This window comes from Natronococcus occultus SP4, assembly GCF_000328685.1.
Lineage (GTDB): Archaea > Halobacteriota > Halobacteria > Halobacteriales > Natrialbaceae > Natronococcus > Natronococcus occultus.
The window spans coordinates 3,492,081-3,510,676 of record NC_019974.1 but is presented as its reverse complement, the minus strand read 5'-3'; the positions used below and the strand labels follow the sequence as shown (position 1 = coordinate 3,510,676).

10 protein-coding genes and 5 pseudogenes are annotated in these 18,596 nt (G+C 57.1%); 7 read left to right on the top strand and 8 right to left on the bottom strand.

Going from position 1 to position 18,596, the window contains the following annotated elements; translation table 11 throughout:
* Nucleotide 1: 1 nt before the first annotated feature.
* The gene (gene glmS / locus NATOC_RS17095; protein WP_015322727.1) at nt 2–1,795 is read right to left on the bottom strand and encodes a glutamine--fructose-6-phosphate transaminase (isomerizing); all 1,794 of its coding nucleotides are present in this window, start codon (nt 1,793–1,795) and stop codon (nt 2–4) included.
* Nucleotides 1,795–2,979, bottom strand: a complete 1,185-nt coding sequence (locus NATOC_RS17090; RefSeq protein ID WP_015322726.1) for a sugar phosphate nucleotidyltransferase — start codon at nt 2,977–2,979, stop codon at nt 1,795–1,797. The genes glmS and NATOC_RS17090 overlap by 1 nt, the downstream gene beginning before the upstream one ends.
* A gap of 2,024 nt (nt 2,980–5,003) precedes the next feature.
* Here NATOC_RS17090 and NATOC_RS21315 point away from each other — a divergent pair.
* From NATOC_RS21315 to NATOC_RS17065, 4 genes and pseudogenes are all read left to right on the top strand, one after another.
* Nucleotides 5,004–5,347, top strand: a pseudogene (locus NATOC_RS21315) (UDP-glucose 4-epimerase); the annotation flags it as partial.
* A 573-nt stretch (nt 5,348–5,920) separates the two neighbouring features.
* Nucleotides 5,921–6,352: a MaoC family dehydratase gene (locus NATOC_RS21310; protein ID WP_394296428.1), complete on the top strand. Its 432-nt coding sequence runs from the start codon at nt 5,921–5,923 to the stop codon at nt 6,350–6,352.
* Nucleotides 6,353–6,615: 263 nt separating this feature from the next.
* Nucleotides 6,616–7,281 (top strand): annotated as a pseudogene (locus NATOC_RS17070) (IS6 family transposase).
* Between the two features lie 355 nt (nt 7,282–7,636).
* Complete coding sequence (locus NATOC_RS17065) at nt 7,637–8,710, top strand: sugar transferase (protein WP_015322724.1); 1,074 nt, start codon at nt 7,637–7,639, stop codon at nt 8,708–8,710.
* A 25-nt stretch (nt 8,711–8,735) separates the two neighbouring features.
* On the opposite strand, the gene NATOC_RS17060 is transcribed toward NATOC_RS17065, so the two are convergent.
* The gene (locus tag NATOC_RS17060; protein WP_015322723.1) at nt 8,736–9,560 is read right to left on the bottom strand and encodes an undecaprenyl-diphosphate phosphatase; all 825 of its coding nucleotides are present in this window, start codon (nt 9,558–9,560) and stop codon (nt 8,736–8,738) included.
* A 109-nt stretch (nt 9,561–9,669) separates the two neighbouring features.
* Here NATOC_RS17060 and NATOC_RS17055 point away from each other — a divergent pair, with 109 nt between their 5' ends.
* The 3 genes and pseudogenes from NATOC_RS17055 to NATOC_RS17045 all read left to right on the top strand — a co-directional run.
* Complete coding sequence (locus NATOC_RS17055; RefSeq protein ID WP_015322722.1) at nt 9,670–10,656, top strand: glycosyltransferase family 2 protein; 987 nt, start codon at nt 9,670–9,672, stop codon at nt 10,654–10,656.
* Between the two features lie 245 nt (nt 10,657–10,901).
* The gene (locus NATOC_RS17050; RefSeq protein WP_015322721.1) at nt 10,902–12,005 is read left to right on the top strand and encodes an IS630 family transposase; all 1,104 of its coding nucleotides are present in this window, start codon (nt 10,902–10,904) and stop codon (nt 12,003–12,005) included.
* Between the two features lie 75 nt (nt 12,006–12,080).
* Nucleotides 12,081–12,269 (top strand): annotated as a pseudogene (locus NATOC_RS17045) (IS110 family transposase); the annotation flags it as partial.
* Nucleotides 12,270–12,344: 75 nt separating this feature from the next.
* On the opposite strand, the pseudogene NATOC_RS17040 reads toward NATOC_RS17045, so the two are convergent.
* The 5 genes and pseudogenes from NATOC_RS17040 to NATOC_RS17020 all read right to left on the bottom strand — a co-directional run bounded on the left by NATOC_RS17040 (nt 12,345) and on the right by NATOC_RS17020 (nt 18,470).
* Nucleotides 12,345–13,343 (bottom strand): annotated as a pseudogene (locus tag NATOC_RS17040) (transposase).
* Between the two features lie 252 nt (nt 13,344–13,595).
* Nucleotides 13,596–14,616, bottom strand: a pseudogene (locus NATOC_RS17035) (IS110 family transposase).
* Between the two features lie 323 nt (nt 14,617–14,939).
* Nucleotides 14,940–15,914, bottom strand: a complete 975-nt coding sequence (locus NATOC_RS17030; RefSeq protein WP_157224649.1) for a hypothetical protein — start codon at nt 15,912–15,914, stop codon at nt 14,940–14,942.
* A 378-nt stretch (nt 15,915–16,292) separates the two neighbouring features.
* Nucleotides 16,293–17,399 carry a glycosyltransferase gene (locus NATOC_RS17025; RefSeq protein WP_015322718.1) on the bottom strand — a complete coding sequence of 369 codons (1,107 nt, stop codon included), beginning with the start codon at nt 17,397–17,399 and terminating at the stop codon, nt 16,293–16,295.
* Nucleotides 17,400–17,507: 108 nt separating this feature from the next.
* Nucleotides 17,508–18,470: an NAD-dependent epimerase/dehydratase family protein gene (locus NATOC_RS17020; RefSeq protein WP_015322717.1), complete on the bottom strand. Its 963-nt coding sequence runs from the start codon at nt 18,468–18,470 to the stop codon at nt 17,508–17,510.
* Between the last annotated feature and the right edge of the window lie 126 nt (nt 18,471–18,596).

Here is an 18,596-nt window from a genome sequence, read left to right as displayed (position 1 = left end):
ACTACTCGACGGTGACACTTTTCGCGAGGTTTCGGGGTTTGTCGATCGACCGCCCGAGGCGGTGTGCGACCCAGTAAGCCAGCAGCTGGAGCTGGACGTTCGCCAGGATCGGGAAGAACCGCCAGTGGGTTTCGGGGACCCGGAGGACGTGTTCGGCGTGGGCTTCGATGAGACCTGGATCGTCGGTGACGGCGACCACCGGCGCCCCGCGGGCTTCGACCTCTTTGACGTTACCGAGCATCCGCTCGGTGTTCGAATCACCGGTGACCAGCGCGAACACCGGCGTCCGCTCGGTGACGAGCGCGAGCGGACCGTGTTTCAGCTCGCCGGCGGCGAACCCCTCGGCGTGTCTGTACGTGATCTCTTTCATCTTCAGGGCGCCCTCGAGCGCGACCGGCGTGGCGTACCCGCGACCGATGAAGAAGTACGCGTCCGCGTGAACGTACTCCTCGGCGATCTCCTCCGCTCGGGAACCGTCGAGGATCGACTGAATCTGATCGGGTAACGCCCGAAGCGACTCCACGAACTCCCGGGAGCAGTCGCCGGTAAGCGCGCTCGAGAGCATTGCCAGCGCGACCTGCTGGCTCACGAAGGTCTTGGTCGCGGCGACACCGATCTCCGGACCGGCCCGGATGTACATCGTGTGGTCGGTTTCCCGCGCGGCCGAACTCCCGACGACGTTCGTTACGGCGAGGGTTCGTGCGCCGACGCCGTTGGCCGTCCGAAGCGCGCGCAGGGTGTCGGCGGTCTCCCCGCTCTGGGTGACGCCGACGACCAGCGTCCCCTCGTCGACCGGCACGGTCTCGATGTCGTACTCGCTGGCGAGGAAAGCGGTTGCGCGAACGCCGTGCTCACGGAACAGCCGGGTGGCGTACAGCGACGCGTGGTACGACGTTCCACAGGCGACGAACTGCACCTCCGTTGGTCGCGGAAGCTCCTCGAGCTCCTCGATCGAGATCGCCTCCTCGAACGGCTGGGGACGGCCGCGGAGACACTCCCGGAGCGCGCGGGGCTGCTCGTAGATCTCCTTGCGCATGTAGTGGTCGTAGCCGCTCTTGCCCGCGTCTTCCGGGTCCCAGTCGACGGTCTCGACCGAGACGTCGACGAGCGCGCCCCGCTGGTCCCGAACCTCGATCCCGCTGGGTCTGATCGTCGCGAACTGCCCGTCCTCGAGGTAGACGACCTCGTCGGTGTACTCGAGGAAGGCGGGCACGTCGCTGGCCAGCAGGGCACAGCCGTCGTCGACGCCGAGCACGAGCGGGGACTGGCGTCGCGTCGCGTACACCTCCTCACGGCCGCGAAACACCGCAGCCACGGCGTAGCTCCCCTCGAGTCGTCCGATCGCCTGGCGAAACGCGGAATCGGCGTCGGCGCCCTGCTCGAGTGCCGCCTCGATCAGGTGGGGAACGACCTCGGTGTCGGTCTCGCTGTCGAACTCGTGGCCCGCGGCTTCGAGGTCGTCGCGCAGCTCCCGGTAGTTCTCGATGATCCCGTTGTGGACGACCGCGACGCCGTCCTCGCAGTCGGTGTGGGGGTGGGCGTTCTCGTCGGAGGGCGGCCCGTGGGTGCTCCAGCGGGTGTGTCCGATCCCGGCCAGAGCACCGACGGGCGCGTCGGGAAGCTGCTCCTCGAGAACGTCGAGGTCACCCTTGCGCTTGTAGACCGACATCTCCGGAGCGACCGCGATTCCGGCCGAGTCGTAGCCACGGTACTCGAGCCGCGAGAGCCCGTTCGAGAGCACCTCGAGGACCGGACGGTCGGCCTGGGCGCCCGCGTAGCCGATAATGCCACACATCAGGATCGCACCTCCGTGCCGCCCGCCAGCGTCCCACGGATCGTCGCTCCGCTCTGGATCTCCGTCTCCGGGCCGACGAGCGCGCCCGGGACGTACGTGACTCCGCCCCGGTCGGTGACGCGGTCGGCCAGCACGGCGCCGAGGGCTTCGTCCTCGTAGACGGTGTCGCCGACGCGGACGTCGCCCGGACCGCCCGGAATCGTCGATCCCGGGCCGATCTCGACGCCGGTTCCGGTGACGCAGTCGACGACGGTCGCGTTGGCACCGATCGTCGTATCGTCGTCGACGACGCTTCGCTCGAGGACGGCGTTGGCGCCGACCGTTGTGTTTTCGCCGAGACAGACGTAGGGGCCGACGACCGCGTCCGGGCCGATCGCACAGTCTTGGTCTAGTATGATGGGATCGCGTATTATCGCTTCGTCGTGAACAGTCGTCTCGCGACCGCTGATTACGGGACTACTAGTGACGACTCCCCTATCGAACAGTTCGAACGAGACGTCGAGGAGATCCCAGGGATACGTCGCGTCGACCCATAGTCCCTCGGAGACGGTCCCGCGTACGGTCTCTCCCGAGTCGATAAGCTTTGACAGCCCTTCGAAGAGGTGGTGCTCGCCGAACGACGGTTCCGCGGATCGAACGGCATCGAATGCGGCAGGCTCAAGCATGTAGACGCCTGCATTGAGGTAGTAGCCGTACCCGTCGCGCGGATTCTCGACGATCTCCGTCGCGACATCGTCCTCACCGATGCGGACACCACCGTAGGGTTCGACGTTCGGACGCTGCAATAACGCGATCGTCGCAGCGGCGGCCGAATCGTGCCGCGCTATGGTGTCGGCGACGATTCGACTGTCGACGATCTGGTCCCCGTTGATCACCAGACAGGTATCATCCACTTCTGATTCCGCCGCGAGCACCGCGTGGCCGGTCCCAAGTTGTTTTTTCTGGGTGACGTAGGTGATTGGGACGTTCCGATACGTGGATCCGAAGTACGACTGGACGCGGTCGCAACGGTAGCCGACGACGACGACGAATTTGGAGATTCCGGCATCAATGAGTTGGTCGAAGACGTGTTCGAGGATCGGTTTTGTCGCCGCAGGGAGCATTGGTTTGGGGCGGTTCTGAGTGAGCGGTCGAAGGCGGGTCCCCTCTCCGGCAGCCAAGACGATCGCGGAGTATTCGGACATGGTCCGTTTCCTCAAGAACGGGCCTCTTGGTAGTCGTCGACGGTCTTATCACTCTAATTGACGATATACCAGCCGAATTCTACTCCTCGTCGATACGCCCGTGTAAATAGTTTCTTTCGGACCAACAGATCTCGAGTGTCAACGATCGAAACTAGGGTCCTGTTCAAACTCATACTGATACCGTCTTTCCCCCATTGTCCCATCCTGTTGATCGTCAGCTGATCCACTCGGCCGGGACCAATAGCGTGAGGTGGAATCGCCCGTGGTGCTCGACATGCACCATTTTGAGATATTAGAATTCCATATCATTTGAATAGGACATATCCGCGCTAGTACTTCGAACTAAACAAAATAATCATCTATTTATAATGTTATATTGCAGAAATGGGCAGAATATACAATATAATTTGTGGATTTGATGTCTAGAATACGTAATATTTGATCTTTTACCCCTCGATATTTGTATATTTGTCTACCTATAGCGTAAATTACTCCAATTTAATCAAGTTTGCCGGTAGATTATAATAAATAGTGTATCTTAGCATCATCTAGTATTATTGAACTCGTCCTCAGCCTATTTTCATCCGGCTTACATAGAAATACGGCACCTTTATCGGAATTTCTTCAGTGAGATCTAACGATCTCGAGGCCCTGAGATTGTATTAAATACACAATACTACCTCCGTCCAGAATTAACTGATCTATATTACTAATGAGCTACTATAGTCTACAGCTATAGAAACCAAGTATTTTGATAGGTGACACGAGAAATTCGCTCTCGCGAATGTCAACGCCGAGAGAACCGAGGGCGACAGTGGCTGGTTCCCAGTCGAATGACGCGTGATCGATCTCTGTCTGCCTGCCCACTCGAGGTCCGATGTCCGGCCATTCTACTGGACGTGTAGCCACGCGCTAGCCGGTTACAGACTTGGTTTTAGTAGTGTTCGTCAGCACCGGTCGTTAGGCACAAAATCGTTCAGTCGGAGAGGAATAGGGCGAACGGATCTATTTACATAAGTACTGGTGTATAGCACCGGTAGTAATTAGTTTTAGTCCGCTTTTCGCAGCAGGAGACGGACCGGCCGGAGAGCGTAGAAGCATCTATTTCGTTTACGTTAGCAATTTAAACTGCCTGCTGGCAAATACAACCACAATATATCGCGACCGTGTCAACCGGTTCACCGAAAAATTGGAATTTATCGGATAATGGGCAACCGAATACGTGGAATCGAGCAGAGTATTTTTGACGAACGACGCTGTGAGAGGGTCCTTTCCCTCGTACTAGGTGATGACATCGCTCGCAGACGGCCCTCCCACTGTCATAACGGCTGCTGATACTTGGAAGTACTATCGTAAATCAGCAATCTTCCGACGCTTCTATTCATCACTAGAGTAATCGGAGCAAGTGTAATTATCATCCTACTGAAAAACGTATAAGAACCGGTAGATAGTACCTCAGTGTACGTTACATAGGTAGGAGGAGACATATGAACAATACTGCAACCACTGAGGGGCGTACCGATACTGATCGCATTGTTCCACGAGCAGTCCTCCACAAACAGATTCTGGATACCGCAGAACAGCGGCCCGGCACATCCATGGAGGAGCTCGCTGAGGAGATTAGCTTCGCGACGACTGATCTCGTCGAGCGCGTGCTCAATGAGTACGGCGACCCGGAAATAGAAGACGACGAGGAAACGGCCGACGAAAAAACGATGACGACCGAGAAAACAGGACCGGAGCACGAGCCGTCGATCGACCGCGACGACGAGCCGGAGGGGGACGACGATGTGTCGGAGGTGAATTCCGCTCCTCCCTCTGTGACCGACGGGATCGACAACGACGCGATCCACGATGAAATCGAATCCGAATCGAACGATGACGCTATGATCTACCACGAAGGGGCGGTCGACCACGATCACGGTCCCGACGTAAGCACCGAGGACGACGACTCGCAATCGGAGCGCCAGTCGGCTTCAGACGTCGGGCTATCCGATTTGACCGAGAAACAGCAGGAGACGATCCTGGCGATCTTCGGAAACGGCCGTCAAGCGAAGTCTTTCATGCATATTGATGATTGCATTGATGCAGGACTACACGTCCAGCGAGCGAGCCCACGATCTCCGTCAACCTCGGTACACGAACGACAACCTCTGTGACCCAGATCGCGGATATCGTCGCCGAAGAAATGGGCTTAGATCCGGAATACGAGTATACGGGCGGCGATCGGGGCTGGACTGACGACGTGTCAAAAATGTGGGTCTCGATCGAGAAGCTCTCTGCATTCAATTGGGAGCCAACGACGGAAATCGACGCAGCCGTCCGGACAGCTACCCGGGAACTCCTCGAGGGGTTGCCAGAGCACTGAAACGAGCGAGGAGTAACCTTTGGTAATACCATATGGTAAAGCTACTGAAAACGACCACATACCACGGTGCGCCGGTGTCGAAGGAGTCAGCGTTTGACGTACACCCTGTCGGACTTGTAGATTATTTCGACAAGGTGCCCATCAGTAGTATGCTTACGCCGCCAGCCATTGGCTTCAGTATAGTCTCCGAAAGAACTCGCCTCCTGGCAGGTGCTGCATTTTACTATGAACATTGAGACCACACAACACAACAACACGATACGGAACGGTTGTATGATAAACTTTTCCGGTGCGATGAGCCATTTCGCCAGGCGGACCTCCTTTTTACCGCCCTTACTGCCTAATCTGCTCACTAATGACTAGTTGCCTTCTTCATTAAGTTCTTCAAAGCAACAAGAAACAAGATTGAACGCTACTTACGAAAACGTATGTCCACGAACACATGGACAAGAGTGGGAACATCGGTGATAAAGAGCTCCGTGGAAATAAAGCACTTATATCATCACTACTCAACAGTTCGATCCGAGAGAATCAACCGGCGGATATCGACTCCATCGGCTTTGAACAGTACGATTGGACGTTCGAACGATCCGTCGAGGAACCCGAGGAAATCGTGGTCGGCGATACGGCACCTTTTCGAAAGTCCTTGACGAAAAAGACGTCCAGACGTTCGTCCAAGTAACGGGCGATACTAACCGCCTGCATCTCGACGACGAGTACGCCACCGAGACACGGTTCGACGGACGGATCGTTCACAGAACTCTCGTTGCCGGGCTTATCAGCGCCGCACTTGCCCGCCTCCCTGGTTTGACGGTCTATCTCTCACAAAATCTGAAATTCCGTGACCCGGTGCGAATCGGGGATCGTGTGAGCGGAACAGTCGAAGTTCGAGAAATCATAGCTGACGAGCAGTACCGTCTCTCGACGACAATCGATGCCGAAGATCGGACAACAACACTCGTTGACGGCGAAGCTATCGTGATGATCAATGACCCGCCCGAATAGCTACAGTGAGAAGTCCCCCGACTCGAGTGTGCAAGAGCGCGGAAGTGAACAGGACGAGTCGCTCGATCGTCGAGCCGGTCCCCGTAATACACCCGACAACGGTCACATTGGTGCCGATGGCACTGTCTAGTGTTGCTTCAAGGCTCAACCGATGAGTGAAAGACTGGTCTCGCTTGCCGGTTTTGGCTCATCAGCTAACGGTTGAAGCAACACTAGTTGAGCCAGTTTGAGAAGTGAGCAGGTTGCTGAGTGAATTGGCTAGAATGCTCGCAGACCTGCTCAGCGAGAGCTACGCGGCGGAGTCTGATGAAGTTTGGGAGCGTGAGCGAACGGCGACATCCGTCAGGGCGTCCGCCTCCACGCGACCGGTTGTTCCCTTCGAGAGACACAAGCAATTCTTCGCTTGGTTGGCGTAGAGCGCACTCACCAATCGATCTGGCACTGGGAACATCAGCTGACTGACAGCGTACTAGACCCATCGACGGCGAAGCCGTCGCAGTCGCGATTGATGAGACCGCTATCAAGATTAACGGTAGCTGGCCTTGGGTATGCGCTGCAATAGACCTAGACTCACGGCTAATCCTTGATGTCGCAGTGTTCGGACGGCGAGGCACCGATCCAGCCGCTGCGTTCCTGCATCGATTGACCGAGAAAGACGATCTTGACGACACAGTGCTTCTCGTCGATAGCTATGGATATCTGACTGCCCATTCCCGATTAGGATTGAGCGGTCAGCTCGACTATGTCGACCGAAACCGTACCGAAAAGTGGTTTCACACCCTCAAGATGCGCGTTGACCGCTTTCATAACTCATGGGTCGACAGTCGATCAAGCGTCAGAGAATTCCTTGAACAGTTTGTACACTACTATAACACACAGCGCCGCATTAATCATTCAATGGACAGACGCCAGTGGAAGTGCTAAACTAGACGGTGACACCTGCTCGTTCCTCAAACTAGCTCAACTAGACAGTACCCGATGTAACGACTTCTACTCTTAATACGCCGAGGCCGATCCAGGACGCACACAAGTTCTCCGAGCCGATTCTCCCGAGTATCGGTAAGGAGAAAGGGGAGCGATAGCCATGTCATCGTCACTATCACAGGAGTACTGGCGCAGTGCATCGTTATTCGTGATTGTCACGCTGTACGGAGCTACGGGGAGAGAGCGGAGAATCACTACTGATGAAAAGCATGAGCCGACCCAGACGTGCCAAAAACTCCACTCCACATCCCTCTCGACCGCAGTACCGCCCCGTTCGCCCATTTCCGGAGGTGTACCGTAATGGAGATGCGTCAGTGGAACGTATACGATTTGTCGGGACAGGAGCCCGTCGCCATCGTCGGTGACGATCAGGACCGGCTCGAAGACGCATTGGACGAATTTGGGAACGCGCGTGAAATTCGAACGAACGGCGGCGTCGTCCTCCAGATGGAGCAGACTGGTAACCCCGAGGTGGAACAGACCGATGGCCCTGTCGGGGGGCGAGTCCGCGAACTCGAGGAGTTCGAACGCGTGCTCGTCGACCGAAACGTCGGTTGTGTCGTCCTCGCGTTTCGGGACGCTGATCGCCATCGGTTTTTCGGAACGCTACGGGCGTGTCGGCGACGTAACATTGAAGCCGTCGTTCATCCTGACCACGCCTCAAAAGTCATCTCTTCGCATACGCATAGAAAGTGGGCCGCTGTTAACTTCGACCCGTTCACGTGGCAACAATGGGCACTGAAACGGGCGTTCGATGTCGTGTTCGCGACAGTCGGGCTGGTCACGCTGGCGCCTCTTATTGCGATCATCATCCTCGGGATTAAGATGGAGAACTCGGGACCCGTGCTATACACGCAGCGACGAACCGGCTTACTCGGAACCACGTTTCAACTGCCCAAATTTCGTACGATGTTTCTCGGCAGTGAGGATGCAAAACCGGAAACTGACGAAGAGAACGACCGAATTACGTCGACCGGCCGCTTGCTTCGGAAATCCCACATGGACGAAATCCCGCAATTGTGGTCGATCTTCCGGGGGGAGATGAGCGCCGTCGGTCCGCGAGCGGCCTGGATCGAGGAGGAACGGCTGCTCGAGCGCGAAGTTGAGGAGTGGCAACAACGGTGGTTCGTGAAACCCGGACTGACGGGACTCGCACAGATTAACGGCGTCGACAGCACGGACGCCGAAGCCAAGTTACACTACGACCTCCAGTACATCGAACGGCAATCGTTCCTCCTCGACGTGTGGCTCGTTAGAATGGAACTCAAAAGCGTGCTATTCGACGCGCTCTCCCTGTTACGGAATCGAGCAGCGTCGAAACACGATGCAGTCGAAACGTCCACGGACGAAGGATCGGAGGAGGGGAGTGCTTGAACGTTGCCCCGGGGCCCGATTCCAATCATATTGCTGAAACGAGTCCACCACCGAGAATAGCGAGCCCACCGAGACCGAAACAGACCGCCCAAAACGGAACTGACTCGACGATCCGCATGAGCGCACCGATTGTCGCGTAGCCGACGACCGCGCTCGCAAACAGCGCGATGACGGCAGCGACGAACGAGATACCCGGTAACCCACCCGCGGCGAACACCGTCAGTATCCCCGCACCGATCCCTGCAGGGATCGAGAGCAAGAACGAGAGTCTGAACGCCGATGGCGCGTCGTGAGACCGAAAAATGAGCCTGCTCGTCGTCACGCCGGAGCGGGAGACGCCGGGGAGAATTGCGAGACCCTGCAGCGCACCCACGATGATGGCGTCACCGAATGTCGGATGCGACTTCGTCGCGAAATCGACGGATTGGGACGTGAGCTGGAGAACTCCCGTCAGGATCAGCAAGACGCCGATGAGAGCGATAAAGAGGCCACCGGAGAGTTCGCTCGCGACGTCTACGGCCGTGAGATACAGCGGTATCCCGACGAGCCCCGTCGCAAAACAGGCGACGACTACGAACGAAGTGACGGCGTTCGGACCGTCGAACGCCGTTCGCGGTCGCCACGTTGGGGTCGCATTGAAGGCCTCAGCGATGTCCTCCCGGTAATAGAGAGCGGAGGAGACGGTCGTCCCGAGTTGTAAGAAGAGCGCGAGCTGGAGGGCGACGTCGGGGCTCATCCCGACTATCGTCAGAAAGAGCGAGAGGTTTCCCTGACTCGAGACGGGAAGCCATTCGACGACCCCCTGTACGATCCCAGCGAGAAGGGCGATAACGAGATTGGAGAGCGACATCGAGAACACTAGACGAGGGTGTTGCGAATAAATCGGTAGGTCAATTTTCAGTTACTCAGGCCGCTCTCCCCCTGGGCTATAAGGCCCATCACGGGGTACTACTTTTAGCATGACAGGCGGCGGGGCCGACGTCTCGATCGTTATCACGACCTATTATCGGAACGACCTCCTCGAAGACGCCATCGAGAGCGCCCTCAAGCAGACCCACGAATCGATAGAAGTCATCGTCGTCGACGGCTCGGGGGATGGACACGCGCGCACCCTCGTCGAACAGTATCCGGCGGTTTCGTACGTCCCGCTCGCGGGACGTTCTGATGCACATGCCGCACGCAACGTCGGTGTAACGCACGCCGACGGCTTGTATATTCAATTTCTCGACGACGACGACCTGCTCCATCCGGAGAAGATAGCCAAACAGCTCCCCATGTTTTCGGAATCCGTCGGCGTCGTCTATTCCGGCTATCGGCCTCACTACCGGGGCTCCTGGCCCCACGAAAAAGGCGAGGTCGTGCTTCCGGAGCCGGGGACCCACGGTTCCGTCCTCGATGAGATGCTACGGATCGACAAAGGGTTTCCCGACGCCTGCTACACCTGTACGATGCTGATCGATCGACAGGTGCTCGATCGAATCATGCCGCTCCGCAACTGTCACGCGGCGGACGATCTGGGAATGAAAATCGAGCTCGCCCTTCGCACGGAGTTCGACTACGTCGACGAACCTCTCGTCGAACGACGGATGGATTCCGACGACTCTCTCGGTGCGTCCTTGCAGAACGTCGAAGGCAGATTTCGGGTGATCAACCAGTACGCTGAGGTGTACGACCAGTATCCACCCGTACTCCGCCGGACGGTGCTCGAGCACACCCACTGGCTTCAGGGTTCACGAGAGCTCGAAGAACGCGTGTGGTCGCCGAAGGCGCCACTCTCCTTTCTCCGGGCAGCGTACTACTCGCCGAACGACCGGCTGAAACTCGGTGGGCTGGCCCTGTTCTCCTTGCTCGGGAGTCCAGGAGTTCGACTCGGGAGGCGTGGTTTCAGGGAGCTGAAGCGGATACGAGGGCACGACCCAGGCGAAGATCCTACCTCCCCGTTGTGACTCGATACCGATCCCATAATCCACCCATCCATGTTACTACGAGACTTCTGCTGACTTGATGGAAATTCTGCTATCCCATGAGAGCGTGAAACAAGTATGGGACCCAAGAGACCGAGCTCTATTCCGTGCCCGAGAGCACGTGCTGACTGGTCTGAGTGCGTAGGAAGCCGAGTCCTGGACGTCACAGCCCGACTGCCGCCATAGTGGTCAGGGGAAGTTATGAAGGTAACATCTGATATGAGAGTATGTCTGGAGATCGCCGCAAAGAGATCGTCCGTCACCTCAGTGAGGACGATCTCGACCGACTTCTTGCGGAATCTACTGATGAGAAACTCACTGAGCGGCTGATCTTCATCAAACGAGTCTACAAGGGAGCAACACTGGAGGACGCTGCCGATGACGTCGGCAGGTCCTCCGCGACAGGAACGCGCTGGGCTCGACGATGGAATAAAGGCGGTCTTGGACTGCTGATGCCGAACTTCGGGGGCGGCAGGCCCCCGAAGCTCGGCGAGGACCAACGAGAACTCCTCTTGGAACTACTTCGTGACGGACAGCCGTGGAAGAAACAGGAAATTCAGCATCTCATCAACGAAGAATTCGACGTAGAATTTCATCCGGTCTACCTGAGTACATTCCTCGAAGATCTCGGTCTTTCCTACGCAATTCCACGGACGAAGCATCCATCACGCCCGGAGAACGCCGAAGAGATTCTCGACGAACGCGTCGCCGACGCGTTCGATGAGGGGACTGATGAGCCGCACAACCAACGCGAGGGAGATGAGGAAGAAGGGTGGGTTGTTGACAAGGAAATCCGTACGGATGGCGGAACTATCCTTGGATTTCTCGACACGTCGCATCTCCAACCGTGGGACAACTCTCAGCGGCTCTACACCGTGGATGACCCATATATCACCCGACCGCTGGTGAAGTTAGACGAACCAGCGGTCGGGTTCTACGCACTCTCCGGTGAGAGTGTCATTCAGTTTCCGGCTAATCAAGAGAAAGAACGGATCTGTGGCTGTTTCGAAGGGATCCGCGAGCAGAATCCGGGCCAGCGGATTCTGCTCGTCTTGGACAACTTCTCGTCGCACGTGTGTGAGTACACGCGTAGGCGAGCCCACCAACTGGGCATTGATCTCGTGTTTCTCCCAGTTGGCTCGCCTGATCTCAACCCAATCGAACAGGTCTGGAAGAGCCTCAAATGGGAAGCATCGCCGTTGATCGTGGAGAGCGCGGCAGAATACCGCGCTCTCCTCACTGAGCTCTTTAAGCAACTTACGACTCAACTGAGTTTCGCAGTCTCGTGGATCGACGAGCACCTTGGTGGATACCTTCAGAAGTTACGCTAGGCACTAAAGCGGCAGTCGGGAAAGCCTGTATAGGTGAATCTCTGTTTCACGCACCGGCGTTCCAAGGTGAGTCCAATGTTCATTAGAATCGATATACACAAGCGGTACTCACAAATCGCAGTATTGAACAAAAACGGTGAGATCGTCGAAGAGGTTCGCGTCGAAAGCGTGAATCTCGATTACTCTGCCCAGCAGTACGCTGGGTCCAAAGCCGCGCTTGAAGCGACCAGCAACTATTACCACATTCATGACACTCTTTCAGAGTGCTCTATTGAAAATGGATGATATCGGCGAGGCTAGGCTGTGCTTGGTAACGAAGAGGGTGTCATACAACTCATCTCATGCCACGAGCTTGGTTCGACCCGGATTTTCATCCTGTTCGTAGTTCGTGATGGCGACGATCACTCGGAGGCACAGTCCAAGATACGCTTGTACCCGCGCATGGACGCGGCCTCGGGCGCGAAGCGTCCTGAGGCCGCAGTCTGAACACGCTTCAAACGTTCGTTCAACCTGCGTTCGACGCTTGTAGGTCTCAGCGACAGTCGAACGCTTGAGCGTCACATCCTCGGTGAATTCGCTGATTCGGTTTTCGACGCGGTATTCGATATCGAGCGGATCAGTGGTGTTTCGTGGATTGTACGGGGCGATCGGCACGACTCCTGTTTCCAGCAGGAAGTCGTGCCAGTCAAGGATGTCGTAGGCACTGTCTCCAAGCGTCCAGATCGGCTGTTTGACGGCGATGCGCGTCACGGGTGACGCGCATCGCCGTCTCCTTCGAGGCCTGTTTCGCCTGCGTAAACTCCGCTGCAATCGGAATCTTTGGCCCTGCCGAAACAATCGTGAGGCCGAAGCCGTAGTAGTACTCTTCAGCCGTTGGATCGTAGTTCCACGAAGCGTCATCGTTCCACGCGAGGGTTTCGAGATCGGTTGAATCGATTCGAAACGTGGAGTCGAGCAGGCCGCGGGTGGCGGCCTGCTCGACGATCGGCTGAACACGTCGTCAACGACGAGTCCAAGATCAGTGAGGAAGCGATCGACTGCGTCTCTTGACGGCAGTCGCTCGAACCCACAGCTGAATCAGACGGCTGTATTCTGGAGTTCTCAGCTCACAGGACGAGGCCCGTAGATTCCCTTGTAGTAGCAGTGAAGAAAGCCTTTGAACAGTTCTGGCGGGTGATGATCTCGTGTTCGCCCCCGACGGGAGGGGGCGAACACGTCATACTCACTGAGAAAGTTGAAGTCGAGGTATTCAAAGAGCGGAAGCGTCTCGACCGCCACGAGATTAAAGAACTCGTCTATCCAAGGTTCATCTTGCAGGGTTTGAGTGCTGCTGGACACGGCTTCTCAACCCTACTCTTTCGTGTGTGACGTATTCTATGACATCGCTGAGAATCCCGCTACCGAGCCATACCACGTGAATCGAGAAAATTGTTCCGGGCCACACGATACGACCTGATCTTGGACGTCACTAATCCCTATCAAGCGGTCGAATCAGACTCTCAGCTGGCCCTCAGGCGGTCACTTATTGAACTGACACACCAGTCGCTCGTCCTGCTTCAAACCCGCCGATGAGAGACGCCAGGGCGTCTCTCAGGCACTCACCTCCGGTGGGTCGTACGTTTCGTCGTTCCTGAGCATGTTGAACAACGCCACTAGCAGCTTGCGTGCAGTTGCGACGATCGCTACCTTGTGCGGTTTGTTACGCTTATTCCGTAGCCGCCAGTAGAACTGCTCAAGTACGGATCCTTCGCGTTGTGAACCGCGGTGTTCGCGCATTGGATCAGAATCCACCGCAAGTAGCCGTTTCCTTCCTTGCTGATTCGGCCCTCTCTCCGCGAGTCACCAGACTCACGGATTACTGGGCCTAATCCCGCGTAACTCACCACTTCAGCTGCACGGTCAAATCTATCTACTTCACCGATCTCACCGTGAATCATGAGCCCGGAATACGCTGCTATTCCGGGCGCGGTCATCAACGTCTCCACCTCTGCTACCTCCGTTACTATCTCTTCGATCCGCCGCTGCATCCGCTTGATCTTCACTGTAAACTCATCGATCGCTTCCAGCCATTGCTCCAACAACAGCTCTGAAGCTGAATCGAGCGTAAGTTCCCGGAGGAACTCACGCCCTTGATCACTCCACAACGATCCATCGTAGATCACGCCGTTTTGATCCAGCAACGAGTTGACCTCGTTTTTGAAATCTGACTGTTTGTCTACAGCTTCTTTGCGACCGCGCGCAAGCGCGCGGTAGCGCCGGTATTCTTCGGGTGGAACGTAACTTTCGGGAACTTTGCCCAACCGAAGAAATCGTGCCAGATTCTTGGCATCCTTGCGGTCATTTTTTTGTTTCTGATCTTCGAGCCAATCCGCCTTGGCCGGATTGTGAGAGCCACATCCAACTGCTCATCGAGCCTGTCGTAGATCGTGAAGTAGTTGCTTCCGGCTTCGATCGCCGCCTGACTTCCTGCGTATTTCTCTGCGATCTCGTCGAGATCCGCGTTAACGACGCGGATCTCTTCAACGACGGCACCTTCATCGTCAAGGACAGCGACCTGTGGCTGCCGTTTGTGGACGTCAATGCCCAGGTAGTGATCAGTGGTTGCGGTCATGGTGCCCTCTGGAGTCCTGAACGCGTGAAGCGGAACGACATCGCTACGGGCTCGCAGCCGCGACCGACCGGTGTCGGCCGGGCTGCGATCCCAATTCTCCTGTACCTTCGCGTCCGAGGTCCGTCACCCTCCCGTACTCGGAGGTGCATGTCATAGATCGACCTTCGGGACTCCATGGCATACTTCACGGTCCAGGTATTTCAGCGGGATTCTCATGGAGTCACCCTCTATTGATGTCTGGACCGATCGTGTCCAGCTGGCGAACGCGAAGAGTGGTCCTGGCGTCCGTGACAGGGTTTTTCCTCCTTGCATCCGGTCACTGCTCAACTCTTCCCTAAGAGTTTTCTGGCTATCGCTCTCGTCGTTGTCTCTACCCCTCGTTCGGTGATCGATCGGTACAGACTCTCTACCAAGGAAACTGGCGGATATGCCCGTACCGTCGCACTCAGGCCGTGTGCCTTCACGGAGTAGTAGAGGCGCTCGGGTGGCGACGTGGGGGGACGGACGACGATTTCGTGATAGCTTTCAATGCCGCCGTGACCGAGGGCGGGGTATGCAACGCGTGCGATCCCTGCGTTACTGTTCACTTTAGCGATGACTGACTGGAGTTCGGATGGAGGTACGTCCTTGTAACGTGGGCGGAGATCCGGGGAATCGATGAGCCGATTGTGGACGATCTTCACCTCTCCACTGAGAAGGTTCTCCAGACCGGGCATGTAGTTGTACTGCGTTCTCAACGGGTAAAACCGCACGTCGTTCCGTGAAAGCGCGACGCGTAGGGATGGCTGATCACTCCAGTGTTCGTCTGGGTCGTACAACTCCTGCCAATCGTCGAGACAGTCGTTCACTGAATCGGTCATCCGGTAGGCGATGACACCAGCGTTGAATTCGGTGAGTGTGCGACCAGCTCCCGAGTACATCTCCGTCGTTTGTGCGTTGTACTGAGAGTCCAGCACGGGGTGCTGGTTCGGATCCGGAACCATCGCTACATCAAACACGTCCAGGATATCGAAAATCTCCGAGAACTCGCTCTCGACGTAGACATCGCTATCGAAGTACACCGTTTTGTCGTACGGCGTCCGGGATAAATTCTCGACTTTGTCTAGCCACCCAAAGTTCGGCTCGGACAGTTCGATGTATTCATCAAACAGTTCTGATTCGGGGGGTCGATCTGCGACGATCGAAATAGAGATATCAGGCATTTCTGCCTTCAGTATCCGGGCCGATTCCTTCGCTTCCTCGAGGTACATTTTCCCGGCTGTGATGTAGAGAACCCCGGATGACATTTCGTCGTGCACCTGCAGACGTGAATTCCTTCCGGGAAGACGGTGCGCACCTATTTGACATTTTTGTGCTATCTGAAGAATTAACAACTATCGTATACGGGCGGTATCCGATCGCTCTCTGATCGAGCCCTCTTGAGTCGGCGTCCGACGAGTAGTGTCCGATTCGTCCGGGCAGCGGCCTGGGGCCCACGCGTCGCACTCCCTGGACTTCCTGACGTCCACGTGTGGTGGTGCTCTGCCGTCCTGGTGGTCGACGGGTTTCTCCCGTTCTACGAAGGATTTAACGGGCCCACGTCTATGGGTTTCCTGAGGGGGAGAGCTGCGTTTCGATCTTCCATCTGATACTCGGGCACTCTCCCGAGTCGCGCTTTCACAGCGCCGAAATCGGAGCTAACAGATAATCTCACTATAGAGACGTTGATACTCCTCTGACATCGATCGCGCGCTCAGCCAGTCTCGTGCGATTCCGACCGCAGCTTCCGAACGGTCATTGACGTCCGTCGCGAGAAGTTCATCGAGTACAGTGGCCAGTTCAGTTTCGTCACCGGCAGCAAACAGCTCACCCGCCCGAAAATCGTACTGGAGTATCTCCTCGTGCGGGCCGATATCCGAGAGACAGACCGGTAATCCGGTAGCCAGCGCCTCCATTACCGCGTTTGGAAGCCCTTCTGCTCTCGATGAGGCGAGAAAGTAGTCGGCAGCGCCGAGATACTCCTTGACGCTATCGACCCAACCTTCGAACCGAATACTGTCCGTTGACGACGCGATCGACTCACACTCCGCTCTGAGCGGACCATCTCCGAGGAACACGAGCGTCGATCCCTCGACGTCGCTCCCCAGAAACCCTCGTATCGCGGTGAGTGGATCTTTTCGAGGGATCAGAGAGCCAGTGAAGACGATCACGGGCTCGTCCGTGGGCAAATCGAGCCCGTCGCGAAGTCGTCGTCGTTGCGCTGGTGACACCGGCTGATACCGTTCACAATCGACTCCGTTCTGGATCGTCTCCGCTTCGACACTGTACTCGCTGAGCTGCTCGTGTACTGTCTCTGAACAGGCGACCGGCCGATCGATTCGCCGGAAGGTGTGGACGTGCGTCCAGGCCATCGCGGTTCCCCGTCGCTCTCCATACCTTGTCGGGTAATCCTTGTAGGGGTGATTCTGGATCGTCGTGACTCGATCGTATTCTGGGAGGAGGTACGCTGAGAGCGTGTCAGCTCTGATTCCCAGCGTGTGTACGACGTCCGGATCGACCTCCTCGACGGCGGAACGGAGACGAAACGGTCCACGGATAGCCCCGCCGAAGCGTGAAAGCCCCAATGAATAGAACATAGCATCCAGTTGGGCGAATCGTTCGTAATCGGTGTCTTCTCCCTCTGGAGAGAGCGTGAGGATAAACGGAACAAATTCTCGGTGCAAGTGATCGAGAATGTTGTAGAGTTGACTCGTAACACCACTTTTCCGCAACGTAGAGACGATATACAGAACGTTCCTGCTCATACGAGTGGGAGTTCCTTCGAATCGTCCCCGTCCCACAGCACGGAGAGGGCCAACCGACGCGCAGGTGCCGCTAGCGACGGGAGGAGTCGGATCTTCCCGAACAGTGTACTAGAACGCGCTCTCATCGGAGTAAGACTCGACTCTCTTTAGAGCACTTGGCCGGTCGAGATACCAGGGGATGGTTTCGTCGAGCCCCTCGCCAAGGTCGTACTCGGGCTCGTAACCGAGAATTCGCCTCGCTTTTTCGACGTCGGCGATGAACCTGCTCGTCTCGCCTGTCCGGGAGGGTTCGACGACGATCTCTGACTCCCTGGGCGTTCGCTCGTCTATCTCCTGGGCGAGTTCGAGGAGCGACGTTCCCCGACCGGACGCGATGTTCACCGTCGCGTTCGCGACTTTTTCGTGATTGTCGATCATCCGGAAGAGGCCGTCGACGCAGTCGTCGATGAAGACGAAATCGAGTAGCTTCTCCGCGCCGTAGACGGCCAGTTCGCGGCCGTCACGGCTGCGTGCGATGAACAGCGGGATCACCCGGTTCGACACGTCGAACCGTCCGTACACGTTCGCGAATCTGGCGATCGACGTCGTGATGCCGTAGCTCCGGCTGAACGCAGTGACCATCGCCTCACCGCCGATTTTACTGGCAGCGTATGGGCTCTCGCCCCGATCGGCCTGGGTGTTCGCCTCGTCGTAGACGAGTTGACGTTCCTCGCCGTACACTTCACGCGAACTCGCGAACAGCACGTTCTGGATGTCGTTCTTTCGGGCGAACTCGAGGACGTTGAACGTCATCGTCACGTTCTCCAGCGCCCCCTCCGGGCGCTCGACGAGGGGACGGACGTGTGAGTGTGCCGCCAGATGGACCACCGCGTCGACGTCCGTCGGGAGTCGACGGAGCGCTTCTCGCTCTCTGAGGTCGACGATCTCGGTCGCAGCGTCCAGCTCCTCATCCCACGGATTCGACTTGACGTCCGCGCCATACACGTCGTAGCCGTCGGCATGGAGGCATCTCGTGAGCGCCGTCCCGATCATCCCGCTACTGCCGGTGACGAGGACCGACCGGATACTCATAGCTGGCCCCGGTCGCTCGCGACCGACTCCGACTGCTCGCGGCCGATTCCGGCTGCTCGCGGCCGACTCCGAATGCTCGTGGCTGGCGCCGAACGCTCGTGGTTACCTCCGGTCGCTCGTGGTTGG